Consider the following 18503-nt stretch of genomic DNA (forward strand, 5'->3'; position numbering starts at 1 on the left):
TTTCAATGTGCTAATCAATCACTCATCTGCAGTACCTTAATCTTATGTGCAGGGACATTAAATAACACCTCAATTGCATTTACAATATCTGTTGCTATCCTTCCGTCACCACCACCCTGTGCAAGTACTACAACGCCTTCAATCTGAGCCTCTATTTCCTTTGTAACGTACGGAGTACTCTCTCCTGATTGATTGGTTACAAGTACCGTTTCCTCCTGACTTTGTGTACTATTGTTGTCTCGGGTTCCGCCCTCTTTATCCGTCTCCTTCAGAATCTCCTGATTGTACGGTGTGTCTTTTAAAACTATACGTTCCTTTGAGGCTTTTAGCGTAATCATAACTTTTACTTTCCCGATTCCTTCCACCTTTTCAAGCAGTTTCTCTACTTTATTCTCGTAATACTCTGTGTAAGTCTCTGCTTCTGACACTTCGGTAGTTTTCTTTGTTTCACTAATGATAGGCGAAACTGTTTCGGTGATTGCTTTCTGTTCGGTCTCCTTTTCCTTTGAAAAAATATCGGGGAACGATGTGATTGCTAATATCAATCCTGCCAGGAAGATCAGAATAAGCTGACTCTTTTTTATCTCACCGAGATGAAACTTTTTCACTGAGTTTTTCTTAGTGGTCTGCTCCTTCTTTTTAGTGTCTTTGTTCTTATCAACACCTTGCTCCTCCCAAGCATCTGTTTCCATCTCCATACAGGGTTTATCTGTATTTTTAATGTTTCTCTCCATCGTGGTCCTCCTGTATACTAATATTTATATTAGATGAATCAACATTATAGAAGTCCGCCAGCATATTTTTTATATTAATTTCCATAGGAGACAGGCTTATTTGCTGGTTTTCATGACTTTCCTTCTCTTTCGAATCTACTTTAATTTGTCCAATTGTTATTGGTTCTACCTGCTCTATTCCAGACACGCCTCCCTCTTTTGTTTCTTCGCTTGTCCTAAGGTAGGAAGCTTTAATATCCATTCCCAATATCTTACCAAAATTTATACTATCCTTGTCTTTATTGATCTCTATCTTCATACTTCTAAGTATCAATCCCTTTTCTGACAGAAGCTTAACCGTTTGTCCACGTAGTACTTCTATATATTCGCTAAACATAGAATCATCACTGAGCTTTTCCATTCGAAATAAATCTTTACTGATATCCTCTGCTTGTACTAAGGTTCCATGAGAGTTAAGAGAAAAATTAAGAATATCTTCTTTCCCAAACAAATTAATTACAGGAGTAACCACAAGCAATACTAAAATTAACCCCGTAACTAATCCAACATATTTTTTATAGTTGCTCTTCCCTAATAAATTAAATATGACGGTTACCAGGATAAGAAAGATAATAATGTTTTTCATCCAGGAATATAAAGAATTTATAATCCCCAACGTATCCCTCCTTCCTAAATTTATGTCACTCGCATTGTCGATACTGCAACTATGGTAATAACAATCTCAAAAAGTATTGCAGCAACAAATACTGTTTGAAGTAACAAAGAAGACGCCTCTGCAGAAGCACTAACACAATTCACAATACGCTTATCAGAAATTGGTTGTATTGCTGCTGCAACTAATTTATAAATTAATACATAAATAATTAATTTTACGATTGGTATAGCACAAATTACAATAATAGCGACTAAGCCCGCAACTCCAATACAATTTTTTAAAAGTGATCCAGCCCCGAGTACTGTTTCTGCCACACCGCTAAATAACCCACCAATCCCAGGAATCATTTGTGTCGCTTTTATAATCGAGGAACGTTTTACCTGATCAACAGCTGGAGTTATAAGGCTTTGTATTGTACCAATACCAATAACCACCGCAAGTAAAGTCTTTAGCATCCAACGAATTAATGTAGCCAATAATTCCGATAGTTTACTAAGCATGTCCTCTTGAGACAAATTATTAGCAAGTACCGCCATCATATAGATACTGGTTAATGGAAATACTATTTTTAATAATAAGTAATCAACAACAGTGACTAAGATTAGAATACCTTGATAATATGCTGCTGAAGTCGTTGCCCCAGTGCAAAAAGCGACTGACATGCAATAGGTGGGGACTAGTGCTTTCATAAAATTTAATACATTATGTAACGTATCCGTAGCCAATTTTGTGGCTCCAATAAAGGTGGAAGCCAAGATAACAAACATGAGAAGATAGGTAACATAAAATCCAGTTTCGGCAATCTGGCTATTTTGAAAGGTATGTGAAAAATTCGTAAATACTGCTGATATCACCGCTATCGTTAATAATTTCATTAAACTGCTTAAGTTACTCTTAAATTCTAATCCAATAGTTTGAAGCATTTTCTGAAATACACCCTTAAAAGAAAAACTCTCTTTTCCACTTAATAAATTCTTTACATACTCCCCAAAATTCATATTATCTTCTTTTCCTAAGGCGCTATTTAAAGATTTCTGTATCTGAGTATAATCATACTCCTCCTCTTGCGTACTCATGGCATACGAGGCACTTGGCTTTCCAATGAGGACTAAGAGGATGCTTATGAAGATTAGCCTTAAAATCCATGTTCGTTTTCGTATCATCTTGTCCAATTCCTTTCGTTACGCAGTTAAAAAACGGTCAATAGTATCAAGAAGTGCTAATAGCACTGGCATACTGATTGCCATAATACATAGTTTTCCAGCTAATTCAATTTGATTACCTATCGCAGAATATCCAGCATCTTTACATAGGTTTGATGCAAATTCTGAAATATAGGTAATACCTATAATTTTTAATAAAATTGCAATGTACTCTGAATTGATGGATAGATACCCTTTGATTCTCTCTATTGCTTTAAATATCGTAGATAGCTTTCCTATCCCAAAATAAAAGATTAAGATACAACCAGTTAAACTAATAAAAAATGCGTATTCTGTCTTACCATTTTTAAATAGGTTCGCAGCCACAACTGCTATAATGCCAATGAGTGCGATTTTTTCCATTGATCCCGCCTTTCTACTTACAAGAAACTTGTACAAATGTATACCTGCATAATGTTAATCTCTGCTATAGGCATCTTTGGTTTATACCTATTTAACGTTAACTTCTGCTAAAGGCATCTTGGGCTTACATTTGAAATAATTTCTGTAAGTAATTAAATAAATCCGCAATATAAGGAATTACCCAATAAAGTACAATCAAAAGACCGGCGAGACTAGTTATAATCGTATAATCATTTTTATCCGATTGTTTCAGAATTTGGTTTATTACCGAAACCAATATGCCAACGGCAGCAATTTTGAAGATTATATATACCGACATATGTTCCTCCCGATTATAGTACTAAGATTGTAACGAAGATTCCTAATAATACCCCCAGACTACGATAGAGACGAATCTTCTCTTTTGCATCTAAATTTATCTCCTGCATGTCCTCTTCCACTTGTGTAATATACCAGTCGATATGGTTCATCTGCATGTCCTTATCAAGATAGCCAAGCTGCTTCCCAAATTCCAAAAAACATGTCCTATCTTTTTTGGTGAGTGAAGTGTTCAATAACTCTTCTTTCATTGCACTTTCCCAAATTTCTGCAAGACTTACCCCAGAATACTGTGATAGCTCTTTCGATACTTTCTTAAAAAATGGAGTTAATCGTCCATCATGCCGCTTCGTGATATTCTCTAGCGCCTCTGGCAATGCAGTCTGCGCATACCTTATATCACCTCGCAAAAGAATAGCGATTGTCTTAGCTGCTCTTAAATCTTCCATTCTCTTTTTTATTTCATTACCGAATAGAAATCCCATACCGGTACTAGCGCCTATGATTAAGGCGCATCCTGTCATTCTTAAAAATAATATAAACATTGATTCACCCCTCCTTTGGCTTACGCATAATACAATTTAGAGCCTCTCTCATCGTAGATTTCAGTCACCTTACCGATGGAATCTCGGTTATTAAGAATAATGTACCGTTCGAAAACATGCTTTTTTATTAATTCTCCTAACAATGGCTTGTCTCTCACTTCGTCAATTGTCCCTCCATGTACCGTTGCAATCATCTTAATCCCACATCCCATTGCATAATGGATGGCTTCTATGTCCTCTCCAAGACCGATTTCATCCACAGCAAGAACAGAAGGTGACATTGACCTTATTAGTAGCATCATTCCTTTCGCTTTTGGACAACAATCTAGGACATCTGTTCGTATCCCAAGATCATTTTGTGGAGTCCCCATATAGCAGGCAGCTATTTCCGACCTCTCATCCACCACACCAACCGGTATACCCTCTCTATAAGATCCGCCTTTCGTATCCTGTTCGCCATCCGATAATTGTCTGATTACATCACGTAGCAGTGTAGTTTTACCACATCCTGGCGGTGAGATTATTAACGTATGATAGATACTATTGTCTCGTAGAATATATGGCATTACCAAGTTTGCACATCCCTTCACCTGATGAGAAAGACGAATATTAATGAAGGAGATGTACTTCATACTTTTAATCTTTCCTTCCTCAAGGATTACTTTCCCAGCTATCCCTATTCGATGACCACCTGCTATGGTTATAAATCCTTGCTTTAATTCTTCTTCAAAAGCATAAAGCGAATAATTACTTATGTACTCCATGGTTTCTTTCACTTCTGCTTTCGTAATCATAAATGCATCTTCCAGTGATTTCGTAAGACTTGCATTATTATCGATCATGTACTCCTTATTGTTATATCGAACTAGCAAAGGGCTGTCCACTCTTAACCGAATCTCTTGTAATCGATTAAAATCTAACACTGTTTTTGACAACAGAGTACGTAGTTTCACTGAGAAAATTTTGAGTAAATCATCTTTCCTATTCACACGAATCACCACTGCCTTTCTTCACTAGGTGTTGTCCTGTTTTTACAGTATATGAACACATGAATAGATTATGAATAAAAAAAGTCGGGAGAATGGAATGATTTTTTTCATTAAAAGAATTGCTTTCCTTCTCAAGATAGAATATGATTAAGGGCAAAAGATTTTTCGACTTTGAATTTGACTTTAGCAAAGTTACACGGACTACTAAGCAGGTATGTTTTCAAGTGTGGATTAAATATCTTTCACACAACAAGTTGTGTCTGCTGCTGCAACCACAAACTTTAAGGTACAAGAAGATGCGCAGAAATGAGGTTAAACATGGACTACGGACTAATTGGAGAAAAACTGGGACATAGCTATTCTAAAATAATTCATGAACAGATAACAGATTATCAATATGAGATACACCCTTTAAGTAAGGAAGAGTTTCCTCTCTTTATGAAAGAAAAGAATTTTAAGGCAATCAATGTCACAATTCCGTATAAACGAGATGTGATTCCTTATCTTAATGAAATTGATGAAAAAGCAAAAAAAATCGGTGCAGTTAACACCATTGTCAATGACAACGGGAAACTCACCGGATATAATACAGACTACGATGGTTTTTACTATACTCTAGTGGAAAACCAGATTGAAGTAAAAGGAAAAAAGGTCTTGGTTTTAGGAAATGGCGGTGCTGCTCTCGCAGTACTTGCTGTATTAAAAGCCTTAGAGGTAGGACAAATTCTAATTGTGAAATATAAAGAAGAAGATGGCTGTATTACTTATGAGGAAGCAAAAGAAAAGCATTTTGATGCATCAATTATAATCAATACTACTCCTGTTGGAATGTATCCGAATTGTAATGATAGCCCGATTGATCTAACACCATATCAAAGTTTAGAAGCGGTTGTAGATGTAATTTATAATCCACTTACAACCAAACTACTTGCTCAAGCGATGGAACGACAGATAAAAGCTGTCAACGGTCTTGCAATGCTTGTTGCTCAGGCAAAATATGCTGTAGAACATTTTAAGAATTGTAAACTCAGTGATGAATTGATTGGTCCGATTTATTCTAAGGTGGAAGCTTTGTTAAAAAATAAGTGATTTGATAGAAATGCAATGATTTGTTAGAAAAGCAGTGATTTATTAAAAATATACAATCTTTAAAAAGTAAGGTGTTGATTGGTGATGTATAGAAAACTTGATCAATCAACACCTTACTTTTCTAACTCTTGACAAGGAAAAGTTCACTAATCATATTTTTTCTTGTTCATTTATCTATAAACCAGATATTCATCTGAATATATCAATCTTCTATTTTACTTTCTAACTCCCCAATACTACTATCGTATTAATTTAAAAATAAAGATAAATAAAGATAACTAAAAAATATTGTAAAGTAAATTGCAATTCTTTACATTTCCATTATATGGTATTATAATATATCTAATCGATATATTGAAGGAGGTGCAACATGCTTGAGTCAATTATTTTGGGTATGGTATTGGAAGAAGATTTAACAGGATATGATATAAAAAAGCGCATCGAAACTGGTATCGGAGTTTTTTATAAAGCAAGCTTTGGTAGTTTATATCCTGCGCTTAAAAAGATGACGGGAAAAGGATGCTTAATAGCTTATGATAAATCACAAGGTGGCAGACAAAAGATTTTTTATCAAATAACAGAAGCGGGTAAAAAAAGCTTTTATGACTGGCTTTCCTCCCCTATGAATATCTTTGATGGAACAAACACCCATTTGGCTAAAGTCTATTTTTTTGATCGCTTATCTCCAGAGCTTCGAGAACATCAATTACTTCAACATGAAATAAACAATGTTAATTATCTACACAAACTTGAGGCACTAGAAAAAGAATTTGACAAATTGGAACATAAGGAATGCTTTTATTATAAGCTATCCACACTTTATTATGGTATATGCATAACGCGAGAAGCAATACGATGGTGCCAATCTGTTAGAAAACAGCAACCATTGTCCGAACTAATGAGGAAAGGGGCTGATTTATGAAAGTTCTGGAATCAAGAATGCCAATTCTTATTTTATCTTATCAAAACTGTGAACTCTATTGTTGTCATTTAGATGGATATAAAGCAAATACAGTGGCATTATATGAGCGTTTGAAGGAGATTGAATCCATACTTACATCAAAACCTTTCCATTCTAAATTTAGAATATGGTTTAACTTAGACGATAACATACTGACAAAATCAACAATGAAGGCAATTGCTGAGAGTATACGCCTTTTTGATAAACACATTTATAAAATTGTTTTTATAGGATTGAGAGGAATAGCCAGATGGAAATTTGACCATATCTTAAAACAGACTTTTGGGAATAAAACAATTACAAAAGCATATTTTTCTGATGCAGAATTAGCGAAAGGATGGCTTTTATAAAAGCTGTAGGTGATATTATGCTAGCAAAATCTCCAAGTGGAGCTTTAAGTCCATATTACTATAAAGGTGGTTACTTTCACGGGATACATTATGGTAGTTATTTTGATGATATGGATGCCTTGTTTACTATGATGGAAAAAGAAGAGCATTTCATCTTAAATTCACCCCAGATGAGAAGAATTTTAATCGATTTATATGAAACGAACTTATCCAAACCAGCATTAGAAAAGATGATCCATCATATCGAACAGATAAGTCCTAGGATTATAAAACTTGCAATTACAAGCGATAAAAAGAGTTTAAATAGTATTCGTAAAGCAATAAAAAAAGCCAGTATATTAGGATCTGGTCAACTTTACTTATGTACAGATATGGAAGAAGGTAAAACATGGTTGGTCAGTGATGGTATTCTATAGCCTAAAAAATAGCACAGGATCATATCCTGTGCTAAAATAAAATTCTAACTATATCTAATTATACACGCTTCATGTAGTCGCCAGTTCTTGTATCGATAGAAATCTTATCTCCCTGGTTAACGAATAATGGAACGTAAACAGTTGCACCTGTCTCAACTTTAGCAGGCTTTGTAGCACCCTGAGCTGTATCACCTTTAAAGCCTGGTTCTGTATCAACGATTACAAGCTCAACAAATAGTGGAGGCTCGATAGCGAATACGTTGCCTTGATGAGAAAGCATCTTAACCATATCGTTTTCCTTAACAAATTTTAAGGAATCACCGACTGCTTCATCATTTAAAGCGATCTGATCAAATGTTTCAACATTCATAAAGTTATATAACTCACCGTCAGAATATAAATACTGCATATCACTTCTTTCAATATGAGCTTGTGGATATTTTTCTTGTGGACGGAATGTTCTTTCAGTTAAACCACCGTTTTTAATATCTCTTAATTTGGTTCTAACAAACGCTGCACCCTTTCCTGGTTTTACGTGCTGGAACTCAATAACCTGATAAACTGCATTATCAATCTCTAATGTTAGGCCATTTCTAAAATCGCCTGCTGATATCATAAAAAAATCCTCCTTAAAATCAACTATACTATAGTCTATATTACTTGTCCGTTTTTTTCAACTATTTTTTTCAAAATCCTATATTTAATTGAAAAAATAGATACAATTTGTCACATGTTATTTACTGAGAAATAATAAAAAGAAGTTTTATATACCCTATTGGTGAACTCTCATACCAATTATCTAAATAGTATTGTAATCGCATATTACAATAAGATACTTCTTATAGCTCAATAAGTTCCTTTGGTGAATTAGTGAAATTAATACAACCATCCTTTGTTAATACGATCATGTCTTCGATACGCACACCGCCAAAATCCTTCACATAAATACCAGGTTCTACAGTTAATGTCATATTTTCTAGTACAATGTCTTCAGACTTAAGACTTGCTCGTGGTGATTCATGAATAAATAATCCAACACTATGACCTAGTCCGTGCCCAAAACAACCTTCATATCCTGCTTTATATATGATATCTCTTGCTATTTTATCGATATCACGACCTACCATTCCTGCTTTCACTTGGTTTAATACTGCCATCTGTGCTTCTAGTACAGTTTGATAGATCTCTTTTTGTTTCTCACTTGCTTTTCCAACAACAATCGTTCTTGTCATATCAGAACAATAACCATTGTATTTACATCCAAAATCAAGAGTTAATAAATCACCCTTTTCGATTTTCTTTCTAGAAGGTACTGCATGAGGCATAGAAGAATTGAGGCCAGAAGCTACAATTGGATCAAAGGATATCCCTTCTGCACCATTTGTTTTCATAATATACTCTAATTTCGCTGCTATCTCAATCTCCGTTACACCAGGCTTAATCTCATCAAGAATTTTAGAAAAGGTGATATCACCAATATGTTCTGCTTCTTTTAAGAAAGATAATTCTTCCGAAGTTTTAACCATACGTAAGCTTGCAAGTTCTCCATGATAAGGAATTAGTGTAACATCCTCTAACTCTTTCTTCAGCTTTGAATACTCAGCAAAAGAAACTTCCTCTTCTTCAAAACCTAGAGATTTATTATTTTCTTCCACTACTACCTTTGCGATAGTTTTCGCATATCCATCATTTGCAATATCAATAACTTCATATCCCACAGCCTCTGCCTGAGCTTGATAAATATAACGAAAATCAGTGAATATTATTTTTCTATTCTGTGATATATACGCATATCCAGTATCGCCTCGGTACCCTGTAATATAACGTACGCTATGGCGATTGGAAATTAAAATGGCATCACATTGTAGCCCTTTTATAATATCTAAAACTTTTTGTATCATGTTATTATCCTCCTATTACGTTCCATTTATTCTTCATTTCTTCGCTGCTCTTTGTCTTGATAATGCACATTATCAACTTTGAGGATGCAGCGTATATATAACTTTTGATAAGTGAAAGATCTACAATTTTTACTCTTTATTCCCAAGGTTATTTTATTAACCGATGTTCATGGAAATTATGGCATCTATGGCTAATAAGTACCCTTGCAAACCTAGTCCAACAATCTGACCAGTACACACAGGAGCTGTTACGGATACATGGCGAAACTCTTCTCGTTTATGTACATTGGAGATATGTACTTCTATTTTGGGTATTTCAATAGAGGCTAGAGCGTCACGAATTGCATAACTATAATGGGTATATGCACCTGGATTTATTATAATCGCATCCGTTTGATCCGAATATGCTTCCTGAATTCGGTCTATGATTTCACCTTCCCCATTACTTTGGAAAGTTACAATCTCAATTCCTTCTTTTTTCGCCTTTCCCTCAAGTAAAGAAAGCAAATAAGGATAATCCTCTTTCCCATAGATGGCTTTTTCTCTTATTCCTAAGAAATTAATGTTCGGACCGTTGATTACTAAAATCTTCATCTTTCCCCTCTATTCCTGCGCACTTACGCAAAGTTCTGCCTGATTGATATAATTTCTTGCACTATCCTATCGATTGATCTATCTTTAGTTTCCAGAACCATATCAGCACAAGCCTCATAGATTGGAACCCGTATCTTTAGCATCTGTTCGATTGCACCAAGTGGATCTTCACACTGAAGCAAAGGTCTTGTCGTATCATTTTTAAGTCTCTGATACGTCACCTCCTTCGAAGTTTTTAAAAATATAACAAATCCTATTTCACGAAGTAAACTTACGTTCTCTGCGCGTAGTGGCATGCCCCCACCAGTTGATAAAACAGTTTGATTCAGAGTTTCTTGATACTCTCTAAGTAAATTCGTTTCCATCAAACGAAAGACTTCTTCACCCTTGCTTTTAAACATTTCGGAAATCGTCATCTGACTGCGTTTTTCAATTTCATTATCAGTATCCATAAACTTCATAGATAAGGTATTCGCTAAGCAAGTACCAACACTGCTTTTTCCAGTTCCCATAAAACCAATTAGTATGATATTATTCTTTTTCATAGCACTCCCATCATGAACGTTTTTTTTGCTTTGCTTGCTTTCTACGATAAAAGCTTAAAACAATACGTTCTAATAGACGTTTTATAACTATTTGTATTTCTTCCTTTTTTCCAATTGGCTTTACAAGATAACTCGTTATACCCGCGCGGTTTGCGCCATAAACATCTGTAAATATCTGATCACCAACAAAAATCGTATTTGATTTGTTAGTATTCATATATTCCATTGCTTTCAAATAGTTTTTTATCGAAGGTTTGTGAGCATTAAAAATATACTTTATCTTAATATCTTGATTGAACCGTTTTACACGATCTTCTTTATTATTAGAAATCAAGCATACTTCAAACCCTATCTTTTTTAATCTCTTAATTAACGCTACTGCACGTTCACTAGCATCAGCACCATGCTCCACTAGAGTGTTATCGATATCAAAGATAATTCCCCGATAACCATTCTTATATAATTTTTCATAATCGATTTCATAGGATGACTCTACGTATTCGGTTGGATAAAATTTTTGAAACATAGTAACCTCTTTCTATTTTTTGCTTAACGGATTAGTCAAATTCATAGACCTAACGTCAGACCATATCTTAGGTTTGACGTTACAAAAATTTCTATTCATGAAATCACTCTCCTAGTTGATAATTATAACGAAATTCTTATCGATATTCAACCTCATTTCTTCTTTGTTTTTAAATACTTAATCTTATTTGCCTCACTAACGAATTATTTCCGTTAAAAATTTATCTTACACTCTAAGCCTTGCGAAAGATAAATAGAAAGGATATAATACATAACATATCCTAAACAAGAAAAAGCACACTTGCGAACTTTACCTTGTCATGAATAATTGTTTAAATAAATTTCTACAATATAAATGTATGATTTGTACATTTAGGTGATAAAAAGGCTTGAAATTGTAAGCTCTTACACATACTAGAAAAGAATTATTCAAGTAAATGCTATTGATTTTTCTACATTGGTGATATATAATTGACTTACAATTCAATAATATCACATAGAATAATTGTAAGCGCTTATATTTACTTTGAATAAAAGCAAAACACAGTTATCAAAACAAGAAAAAGCGCGCTTCGCAAACTTTTCCTTGTCATGAATAATAGAAAGAAACTTTAGGAACCTTCTATTATTATATAAGTGAAGCAAAAATCTGCCTAACTTAAAAGGAATAAATATAAGCGAAGGATTTTTTACATACCTTTGCTTGTATAATTTATTAAATATTATATGGAGGTCGTAAAAATGGATTTTTCAAAGAAATTTTCCCTTGAAGGTAAAATCGCTTTAGTAACCGGTGCTTCTTATGGTATCGGATTTGCTATTGCTAGCGCATATGCAGAAGCTGGCGCTACTATAGTTTTCAACGATATCAAGCAGGAATTAGTAGACAACGGAATCGCTGCTTACAAAGAAGCTGGTATCACTGCTCACGGCTATGTTTGTGACGTAACAAACGAAGATCAAGTAAATGCAATGGTCGCTCAGATCGAGAAGGAAGTTGGCGTTATCGACATCTTAGTTAACAATGCAGGTATTATCAAGCGTATCCCTATGATTGAAATGACAGCTGCTGAATTCAGACAAGTTATCGATGTAGATTTAAATGCTCCTTTCATCATGGCTAAAGCTGTTATTCCTAGCATGATTAAGAAGGGTCATGGAAAGATTATCAACATCTGTTCTATGATGAGTGAATTAGGTCGTGAGACTGTATCCGCTTATGCTGCAGCAAAGGGTGGTCTTAAGATGTTAACTAAGAACATTGCATCTGAATATGGTGAATTCAACATTCAGTGTAATGGTATTGGACCTGGATACATCGCTACTCCTCAGACAGCTCCTCTTCGTGAAGATGGTCATCCATTCAACAACTTTATTATCTCAAAGACTCCAGCTGCTCGTTGGGGTGAGCCAGAAGATTTAGCTGGTCCATCTGTATTCTTAGCTTCTGATGCATCTGACTTCGTAAATGGTCACATCCTTTACGTAGACGGTGGTATCTTAGCATACATCGGAAAACAGCCTAAGTAAGAGATATACAATAGAAACTTTATAAGTTTCTTAAAAAATTAAAGGAACGTCGCAATAGCTATGAATTAGATATTACGACGTTCCCTTTTTTATCATTCCTGACAAGGTAAAATTCACAAAGCGTGCTTTTTCTTGCTAGAATGATTATATCTCATATTTTAAACTCTACTAGGCAAGAAATTGCATAGAGTAACGGCACTCAAATTGCTCACCTTGATCAAGTTCATTTATATACTCTTTCTCACTTAAATCACCATCAAACTCTTCTGCATCACATCTACCGTACCATGGTTCTATACATACAAATGGTGCATTTTTCCCTGCTGGTGACCATAATCCAAACAAAGGAGCATCAAACTTCATAACAACGTATGGCTGATCATCTGGTTTACAAATCGCAACTTCCTTAATTCCACTCTCTTCTATGATTAAAGCATCACGATCAAACAATCCTTTTTCATATTTAAGAAACCCAAATTCTCCCTTTTTAACTAAAGGAATTTGATAAGGAATATCCCGTTTCAAACCAGTATCAAAATTAACAATAGTGTAAGTAATCGTATTGGTATTTGGAAAACGGAAAGAATAATCTTCCTGTGATGTCCCTTCTATTAATGGGCAGAAAAATCCAGGATGCGCTCCGATTGCAAAATACATCTTCTCGTCCATAAGATTATCAACACGATAGAAAGTCTTAATCGTATCATCTTCTAACTCATAACCTATCCATAAAGTATACTCAAAAGGATAACACTTTATCGATTCTTCATTGGAGGATAGTTTGAACAATATTTTATTGTCTTCTTGTTCCTGTATTATAAATTCTTGGTCCCTTGCAAATCCATGCTGTTGCATCGGATAAGTAACTCCCTTATACTGATACTGCTTCCCTTTTTGTGTTCCCACAAATGGAAATAATATCGGCGCATGTCTATCCCAATACTTCGGATCTGCAGACCATAGATATTCTTGTTCCTCTACTTTTCCTAATACCGTATTCTTTCTTTTAACAGAAATTAATTCAGCTCCTTTCGTGTCAAAGGTTGCTATCAACTGTGCATTCTCAAGATAAATTTTTGCCATTTCTTATCCCTTTCTTAATCTATTTTTGACATGCCTGGATAAAAGCCCGAAAAATAAACTGTGATGTCTCGTCTCCCTCGTATAATTCTTCTGGATGCCATTGAACCCCTAGAAAAAAAGGATAATCTCTCATCGTCACTGCTTCGGTGTATCCGTCATTCGAATAACCAGCAATTTCTAAGCCCTTCGCAACTGTACGTATTACTTGATGATGATAACTGTTAACCATAATTTTCTCTGACTTAACTATATTATGTAATAGTGTATCTTTACATACGTTTACATAATGCGTTGGAACATCACCACGAGATTTTTGATAATGCCCTACATTCATAGTATCAGATTTCCGGTGTTCTATGTCTTGATAGATATCTCCACCTAAAGCAATGTTAATTACTTGAAGCCCACGGCAAATTCCTAATATCGGTTTTTTTAAAGCGAGTACATAAGGAAGTAACTTTATCTCTAGTTGATCCCTTGCTGGTTGTATGACTCTGCATTCCCAGGCAGAATCCTCACCCCAATAAAAAGGACTCACATCTGGTCCTCCCGGGTACAATACCCCATTTATCTCTGATAAGAGATAGACGATATCACTAATCTCTTGATACAAAGGGAGAAGGATTGGAATACCACCCTCTTTTTGAATCGCTTTAACATAGAACTCCTCTATCTTTATCCTTTTTGTTTCTACTTCATACTGTGGTAAGATACCAATAACGGGTTTTTTCACTTTTTATCCTGCCAATAATCAAACTTATTATATCATACGAGGGGTTTGTGTAAAGATGAATATATTCTTACATATGTTTTAAATCATATATAGTCGTAATTCTCAGATACTCTTCAAGATATAAAAGAATTTCAAAAAAATTTACAAAAAGAATACAATACCCCATAAAGTCAAACAAGAAAAAAGCACGCTTCACGAATTTTTCCTTGCCATAAATACGAAAAGAAGAAAACATACCTAGGAGAAGCAACAACAATTGCTACGCTTCTACTTCGGTATGTTTCCTTTGTTACGTTTTAAAATCTTTAAATTCTTTCAGTCAAAACTTGTTATAGCGAACTTCAACGATATCTTCATATCTTATTACTTTATCCATAAGAATTAAGATAATCTTCTTTCTTTCACTAAAAACATTAACCAACTTCTTCTGAATTTGCATATTTTTCAGATTCCTCAATAACTTTCTGTTGAACATCGCTAGGAGCTTGTTCGTATCTTGCAAATTCATAAGAGTATTCGCCAATACCACCAGTCATGGAACGTAAATCCGTAGCATAACCAAAGGTCTCAGAAAGTGGTATATCTGCTACGATTTCCTGTTTTCCATTATGAAGAGGATTCATACCTAATACTCTGCCTCGTCTCCGGTTTAAGTCGCCCATAATATCACCTGTAAATTTATCTGGTACTAATACCTTTAAGGTAACAATTGGCTCGAGTAAGATTGGTGTAGCCTCCATAATTCCTTGCTTAAAAGCCTGAATCGTTGCCATCTTAAATGCCATTTCTGAAGAATCTACAGGATGATAGGAACCATCTACTAAAGTAGCCTTTAAACCAACAACTGGATATCCTGCCAGAGGCCCCTTTAATACACTTTCCGCAATACCTTTTTCTACCGCTGGGAAGAAGTTTTTAGGAACAACCCCACCAAATACATTTTCTTCAAACACATAAGGAAGGTCCATATCACCAGATGGTTCGAATTCAATATGAACATCACCATATTGACCATGACCACCGGATTGTTTCTTATATTTTCCCTGTACTCGTACTTTTTTACGAATCGTCTCACGATAAGGAACTCTTGGCTTCATAATCTCTATATCTACTTTGTAGCGTTGTAACATTTTACTTACTACTACATCTAATTGCTGTTCTCCAATACCATATAATAGAGTCTGACGATTTTCTTTATCATTTACAACACGTAAGGTCAAATCTTCTTCCATTAACTTTTGCAGCGCTTGGGAAACCTTATCGTCATCTCCTTTGTTCTTAGTTCTGAATCTTTGATAAGCATATGGTACTGATAATTTCGGACGTGCATAAACGATCGGAGTAGCTTTCGTTGAGAGAGTATCACCGGTTACTGTATTGGATAACTTACCGATGGCACCAATATCTCCTGCATACAACTCCTTAACTTCAATTTGTTCTTTTCCACGCAATACATAAAGTCTTGACAATTTTTCTTCGGTATCTTTATCAGCGTTATAGATTACTGAGTCTGACTTTAGTACTCCCGAACATATTTTAATTAATGAGAATTTACCGATAAATGGGTCTGCAATGGTTTTAAAAACATAGGCAGTCATTGGTTTATTTGCATCATAATCCGCTGCAAAGTTTTCATCTGTTTTCGTATTTACACCAGTAAGCACTCCCTTATTTGGCGAAGGAAAATACTTTTCAATTGCTTCTAGTATCATTCTAGTACCTTGAGCATATAAACCAGAACCCATAAGTACCGGTACAATACTACAGTCAATCACGCTACTGCGAAGAGCTGTAGATATTTCTTGAGGTGTGAATTCTTCTCCTTCAAAATACTTTTCCATTAACTCTTCACTGGATTCTGCCACCGCGTCTAACAATGATTCACGGTATTTATTTACATATTCCATAGAGTATTCTGGAATTTCGCAATCTACATAATCACTTAACTTTGTAAATCTACGACCTGCCATCTTTACAACATTAACAAAACCAACAAATTTTTCATTCTCACGTATTGGTGAGTGGAATGGTGCTATTTTCTTTCCATACAGTTCATCTAATCGTTCTACTACTGCTCTAAAACTTGCGTTATCATCATCCATATCTGTTACAAAGAACATTCTTGGAAGTTTATATTTTTCACAATAATCCCAAGCTTTCATTGTACCGATTTCAACGCCTGACTTTGCTGAAACAACAATTATTGCCGCATCGCATGCTAGTAATGCTTCTTCCACTTCACCTACAAAATCAAAATAACCTGGCGTGTCTAGTAAATTAATCTTTGTGTCTTCCCAGATTATCGGTACAACTGTAGTACTAATGGAAAAAAGTCGTTTATTTTCTTCCTTGTCATAGTCACTGATTGTATTACCTTCTTCGACCTTGCCTTGTCGGTTCGTAATTCCTGTTGTATAAGCGATAGCTTCCACTAAGGTTGTTTTACCACTACCACCGTGTCCTAACAATACAACATTACGAATCTTCTCATACTTGTAAGTCTCCATGTCTGTTGTCCTCCATTACTTTATAGTCAAACTGCCTTCCAATATAAGAGTTTATTTATATCGGATCACATTTGCTGTATGGGATATTACCAATTCCCTCCTATATATTTTACCTAATTTTCAATAAACTTACAATAGTTTTATGCATTTATCACAAATCTATTTTTTAAGTTTCATTATATCTAAACAATATACATAAATCTATCAAATGTGACACTATAAAATTATTAATTCACAAGTGTGAGACATAATTGATTTCCTTCTCTTTCTCCCATATTCTGGATTTTTATTATAAAAAATGTAGTCTTTACCATCTTATTCCTCGCTTTAAAGCGTTACGCTTTAAAGCATCATAGTATTGACATTAAAAATAAAATAAGGTACAATACAATTCAGATTTTGGTAAATACTATACGTATGTTAGGAGATAAAGTTATGATAATCGTTATGAAGCCAAATGCAAAAAAGGAGTCAATTGACAATATATTGAGACTGATTAAAGAAAAAGGACTTGATGTGCATATCTCGGCTGGGAAAGAAGTCACCATTATTGGTGTCATTGGAGATAAAAGTAAATTATCTTGCTGTAATCTTGAGATTGCAGAAGATGTTGATCATATTTTACCTGTGACCGAGTCCTATAAGTTAGCAAATAAAAAATTTCATCCGGAACCAACTATTGTTAAAGTTGGTAATACAACCATTGGTGGCGATGAACTTTGTGTTATGTCTGGTCCATGTGCAGTGGAAAGTGCACATCAGGTTCTCGAAACAGCTATTGCAATTAAAAAGTCAGGTGCAACTATCTTAAGAGGTGGTGCATACAAACCAAGAACTTCCCCTTACTCATTCCAAGGTCTTGAGGAGGAAGGCCTAAAGTATATGAAGGAAGCAAGAGAAGCTACAGGTCTAGCAGTAGTTTGTGAGGTTACTAGTCTTGCAGCGATTGAAGCCGCAGTAAAATATGTTGATATGTTACAAATTGGAGCAAGAAATATGCAAAACTTTTATTTACTAAAAGAAGCTGGTAAAACTGGTTTACCTGTTCTTTTAAAACGTGGTCTTGCTGCAACAATTGAAGATTGGTTAAACGCTTCTGAGTACATTATATCGGAAGGTAATCCAAATGTAGTCTTATGTGAGCGAGGTATACGTACCTTTGAAACCGCAACAAGAAATACTTTAGATATTAGTGCGGTTCCTGTTATTAAGCACAAGAGTCACCTGCCAATCATTGTGGATCCAAGTCATGCAACCGGAGTTAGACGTTATATCGCTCCTCTTGCAAAATGTGCGATTGCTGCAGGTGCTGATGGATTAATGATTGAAACACATCCAGATCCAGCTACTGCACTTTCTGATGGGCCACAGTCATTAACCTTTGATCAATTCGATGAACTTTGCAATGAATTACGTCCATACGCTAAGTTGGCAGGAAAACGCTTCTAGGAAGGATTGAACGC

Annotated in this window: 21 protein-coding genes; 6 read left to right on the top strand and 15 right to left on the bottom strand. The window is 35.0% G+C overall.

Features of this window, described 5'->3' with window-relative positions; all coding sequences use genetic code 11:
• Positions 1–14: 14 nt before the first annotated feature.
• The 7 genes from CPHY_RS12995 to spoIIIAA all read right to left on the bottom strand — a co-directional run bounded on the left by CPHY_RS12995 (position 15) and on the right by spoIIIAA (position 4806).
• The gene (locus tag CPHY_RS12995) at positions 15–734 is read right to left on the bottom strand and encodes a hypothetical protein (protein WP_012200532.1); all 720 of its coding nucleotides are present in this window, start codon (positions 732–734) and stop codon (positions 15–17) included.
• Positions 718–1389 (bottom strand): stage III sporulation protein AF, encoded by a 672-nt coding sequence (locus CPHY_RS13000; protein ID WP_012200533.1) that lies wholly within the window; start codon positions 1387–1389, stop codon positions 718–720. The genes CPHY_RS12995 and CPHY_RS13000 overlap by 17 nt, the downstream gene beginning before the upstream one ends.
• Before the next feature lie 20 nt (positions 1390–1409).
• Positions 1410–2552 (bottom strand): stage III sporulation protein AE, encoded by a 1143-nt coding sequence (locus CPHY_RS13005; RefSeq protein WP_012200534.1) that lies wholly within the window; start codon positions 2550–2552, stop codon positions 1410–1412.
• Between the two features lie 18 nt (positions 2553–2570).
• Positions 2571–2954 carry a stage III sporulation protein AD gene (gene spoIIIAD, locus CPHY_RS13010; RefSeq protein ID WP_041704434.1) on the bottom strand — a complete coding sequence of 128 codons (384 nt, stop codon included), beginning with the start codon at positions 2952–2954 and terminating at the stop codon, positions 2571–2573.
• Positions 2955–3078: 124 nt separating this feature from the next.
• Positions 3079–3273 (bottom strand): stage III sporulation protein AC, encoded by a 195-nt coding sequence (gene spoIIIAC, locus CPHY_RS13015; RefSeq protein ID WP_041703667.1) that lies wholly within the window; start codon positions 3271–3273, stop codon positions 3079–3081.
• 13 nt (positions 3274–3286) lie between these two features.
• Entirely contained in the window at positions 3287–3817 is a 531-nt protein-coding gene (locus tag CPHY_RS13020; protein WP_012200537.1) for a stage III sporulation protein AB, read from the bottom strand.
• 20 nt (positions 3818–3837) lie between these two features.
• Positions 3838–4806 (bottom strand): stage III sporulation protein AA, encoded by a 969-nt coding sequence (gene spoIIIAA, locus CPHY_RS13025; protein ID WP_012200538.1) that lies wholly within the window; start codon positions 4804–4806, stop codon positions 3838–3840.
• A gap of 318 nt (positions 4807–5124) precedes the next feature.
• On the opposite strand from spoIIIAA, the gene CPHY_RS13030 reads away from it, so the two are divergent.
• The 4 genes from CPHY_RS13030 (at position 5125) to CPHY_RS13045 (ending at position 7622) form a co-directional block, all read left to right on the top strand.
• A complete protein-coding gene (locus CPHY_RS13030) occupies positions 5125–5895 on the top strand; it encodes a shikimate dehydrogenase family protein (RefSeq protein ID WP_012200539.1) in 771 nt (256 codons plus the stop codon).
• 370 nt (positions 5896–6265) lie between these two features.
• Positions 6266–6817 (top strand): PadR family transcriptional regulator, encoded by a 552-nt coding sequence (locus CPHY_RS13035; RefSeq protein WP_012200540.1) that lies wholly within the window; start codon positions 6266–6268, stop codon positions 6815–6817.
• A complete protein-coding gene (locus CPHY_RS13040; RefSeq protein ID WP_012200541.1) occupies positions 6814–7206 on the top strand; it encodes a hypothetical protein in 393 nt (130 codons plus the stop codon). The genes CPHY_RS13035 and CPHY_RS13040 overlap by 4 nt, the downstream gene beginning before the upstream one ends.
• Positions 7194–7622, top strand: a complete 429-nt coding sequence (locus CPHY_RS13045; protein ID WP_242657950.1) for a cytochrome P450 — start codon at positions 7194–7196, stop codon at positions 7620–7622. Before CPHY_RS13040 ends, CPHY_RS13045 begins: the two co-directional genes overlap by 13 nt.
• A gap of 58 nt (positions 7623–7680) precedes the next feature.
• Here CPHY_RS13045 and efp read toward each other — a convergent pair whose 3' ends face one another.
• The 5 genes from efp to CPHY_RS13070 all read right to left on the bottom strand — a co-directional run bounded on the left by efp (position 7681) and on the right by CPHY_RS13070 (position 11188).
• Positions 7681–8238 (bottom strand): elongation factor P, encoded by a 558-nt coding sequence (gene efp, locus CPHY_RS13050; protein ID WP_012200543.1) that lies wholly within the window; start codon positions 8236–8238, stop codon positions 7681–7683.
• Positions 8239–8461: 223 nt separating this feature from the next.
• Positions 8462–9523: a M24 family metallopeptidase gene (locus tag CPHY_RS13055; RefSeq protein WP_012200544.1), complete on the bottom strand. Its 1062-nt coding sequence runs from the start codon at positions 9521–9523 to the stop codon at positions 8462–8464.
• Between the two features lie 156 nt (positions 9524–9679).
• Positions 9680–10117 carry a type II 3-dehydroquinate dehydratase gene (aroQ, locus tag CPHY_RS13060; RefSeq protein WP_012200545.1) on the bottom strand — a complete coding sequence of 146 codons (438 nt, stop codon included), beginning with the start codon at positions 10115–10117 and terminating at the stop codon, positions 9680–9682.
• Between the two features lie 23 nt (positions 10118–10140).
• Positions 10141–10662 carry a shikimate kinase gene (locus tag CPHY_RS13065; RefSeq protein ID WP_012200546.1) on the bottom strand — a complete coding sequence of 174 codons (522 nt, stop codon included), beginning with the start codon at positions 10660–10662 and terminating at the stop codon, positions 10141–10143.
• A 10-nt stretch (positions 10663–10672) separates the two neighbouring features.
• Positions 10673–11188, bottom strand: coding sequence for a YqeG family HAD IIIA-type phosphatase (locus CPHY_RS13070; RefSeq protein WP_012200547.1), 516 nt, complete (start codon positions 11186–11188; stop codon positions 10673–10675).
• A 740-nt stretch (positions 11189–11928) separates the two neighbouring features.
• Between CPHY_RS13070 and CPHY_RS13075 the strand changes: the two genes are divergently transcribed.
• Positions 11929–12717 (top strand): gluconate 5-dehydrogenase, encoded by a 789-nt coding sequence (locus CPHY_RS13075; RefSeq protein WP_012200548.1) that lies wholly within the window; start codon positions 11929–11931, stop codon positions 12715–12717.
• A gap of 168 nt (positions 12718–12885) precedes the next feature.
• On the opposite strand, the gene CPHY_RS13080 is transcribed toward CPHY_RS13075, so the two are convergent.
• The 3 genes from CPHY_RS13080 to CPHY_RS13090 all read right to left on the bottom strand — a co-directional run bounded on the left by CPHY_RS13080 (position 12886) and on the right by CPHY_RS13090 (position 17040).
• Positions 12886–13800: an aldose 1-epimerase family protein gene (locus CPHY_RS13080; protein WP_012200549.1), complete on the bottom strand. Its 915-nt coding sequence runs from the start codon at positions 13798–13800 to the stop codon at positions 12886–12888.
• Between the two features lie 19 nt (positions 13801–13819).
• Positions 13820–14533: a gamma-glutamyl-gamma-aminobutyrate hydrolase family protein gene (locus CPHY_RS13085; protein WP_012200550.1), complete on the bottom strand. Its 714-nt coding sequence runs from the start codon at positions 14531–14533 to the stop codon at positions 13820–13822.
• A 413-nt stretch (positions 14534–14946) separates the two neighbouring features.
• Positions 14947–17040: an elongation factor G gene (locus CPHY_RS13090; protein ID WP_012200551.1), complete on the bottom strand. Its 2094-nt coding sequence runs from the start codon at positions 17038–17040 to the stop codon at positions 14947–14949.
• 435 nt (positions 17041–17475) lie between these two features.
• Here CPHY_RS13090 and aroF point away from each other — a divergent pair, with 435 nt between their 5' ends.
• Positions 17476–18489 (top strand): 3-deoxy-7-phosphoheptulonate synthase, encoded by a 1014-nt coding sequence (gene aroF / locus CPHY_RS13095; RefSeq protein WP_012200552.1) that lies wholly within the window; start codon positions 17476–17478, stop codon positions 18487–18489.
• The last annotated feature ends 14 nt before the right edge of the window (positions 18490–18503 follow it).

It is taken from the genome of Lachnoclostridium phytofermentans ISDg (assembly GCF_000018685.1).
Classification (GTDB): domain Bacteria; phylum Bacillota; class Clostridia; order Lachnospirales; family Lachnospiraceae; genus Lachnoclostridium; species Lachnoclostridium phytofermentans.

What these genes read in the sequence shown, in the direction of transcription:
- CPHY_RS12995 (WP_012200532.1), bottom strand. Translation starts at nt 734, where the DNA reads ATGGAGAGAAACATTAAAAATACAGATAAACCCTGTATGGAGATGGAA.
- CPHY_RS13005 (WP_012200534.1), bottom strand. Translation starts at nt 2,552, where the DNA reads ATGATACGAAAACGAACATGGATTTTAAGGCTAATCTTCATAAGCATC.
- spoIIIAD (WP_041704434.1), bottom strand. Translation starts at nt 2,954, where the DNA reads ATGGAAAAAATCGCACTCATTGGCATTATAGCAGTTGTGGCTGCGAAC.
- spoIIIAC (WP_041703667.1), bottom strand. Translation starts at nt 3,273, where the DNA reads ATGTCGGTATATATAATCTTCAAAATTGCTGCCGTTGGCATATTGGTT.
- CPHY_RS13020 (WP_012200537.1), bottom strand. Translation starts at nt 3,817, where the DNA reads ATGTTTATATTATTTTTAAGAATGACAGGATGCGCCTTAATCATAGGC.
- CPHY_RS13030 (WP_012200539.1), top strand. Translation starts at nt 5,125, where the DNA reads ATGGACTACGGACTAATTGGAGAAAAACTGGGACATAGCTATTCTAAA.
- CPHY_RS13035 (WP_012200540.1), top strand. Translation starts at nt 6,266, where the DNA reads ATGCTTGAGTCAATTATTTTGGGTATGGTATTGGAAGAAGATTTAACA.
- CPHY_RS13040 (WP_012200541.1), top strand. Translation starts at nt 6,814, where the DNA reads ATGAAAGTTCTGGAATCAAGAATGCCAATTCTTATTTTATCTTATCAA.
- CPHY_RS13045 (WP_242657950.1), top strand. Translation starts at nt 7,194, where the DNA reads ATGGCTTTTATAAAAGCTGTAGGTGATATTATGCTAGCAAAATCTCCA.
- efp (WP_012200543.1), bottom strand. Translation starts at nt 8,238, where the DNA reads ATGATATCAGCAGGCGATTTTAGAAATGGCCTAACATTAGAGATTGAT.
- CPHY_RS13055 (WP_012200544.1), bottom strand. Translation starts at nt 9,523, where the DNA reads ATGATACAAAAAGTTTTAGATATTATAAAAGGGCTACAATGTGATGCC.
- aroQ (WP_012200545.1), bottom strand. Translation starts at nt 10,117, where the DNA reads ATGAAGATTTTAGTAATCAACGGTCCGAACATTAATTTCTTAGGAATA.
- CPHY_RS13065 (WP_012200546.1), bottom strand. Translation starts at nt 10,662, where the DNA reads ATGAAAAAGAATAATATCATACTAATTGGTTTTATGGGAACTGGAAAA.
- CPHY_RS13070 (WP_012200547.1), bottom strand. Translation starts at nt 11,188, where the DNA reads ATGTTTCAAAAATTTTATCCAACCGAATACGTAGAGTCATCCTATGAA.
- CPHY_RS13075 (WP_012200548.1), top strand. Translation starts at nt 11,929, where the DNA reads ATGGATTTTTCAAAGAAATTTTCCCTTGAAGGTAAAATCGCTTTAGTA.
- CPHY_RS13080 (WP_012200549.1), bottom strand. Translation starts at nt 13,800, where the DNA reads ATGGCAAAAATTTATCTTGAGAATGCACAGTTGATAGCAACCTTTGAC.
- CPHY_RS13090 (WP_012200551.1), bottom strand. Translation starts at nt 17,040, where the DNA reads ATGGAGACTTACAAGTATGAGAAGATTCGTAATGTTGTATTGTTAGGA.
- aroF (WP_012200552.1), top strand. Translation starts at nt 17,476, where the DNA reads ATGATAATCGTTATGAAGCCAAATGCAAAAAAGGAGTCAATTGACAAT.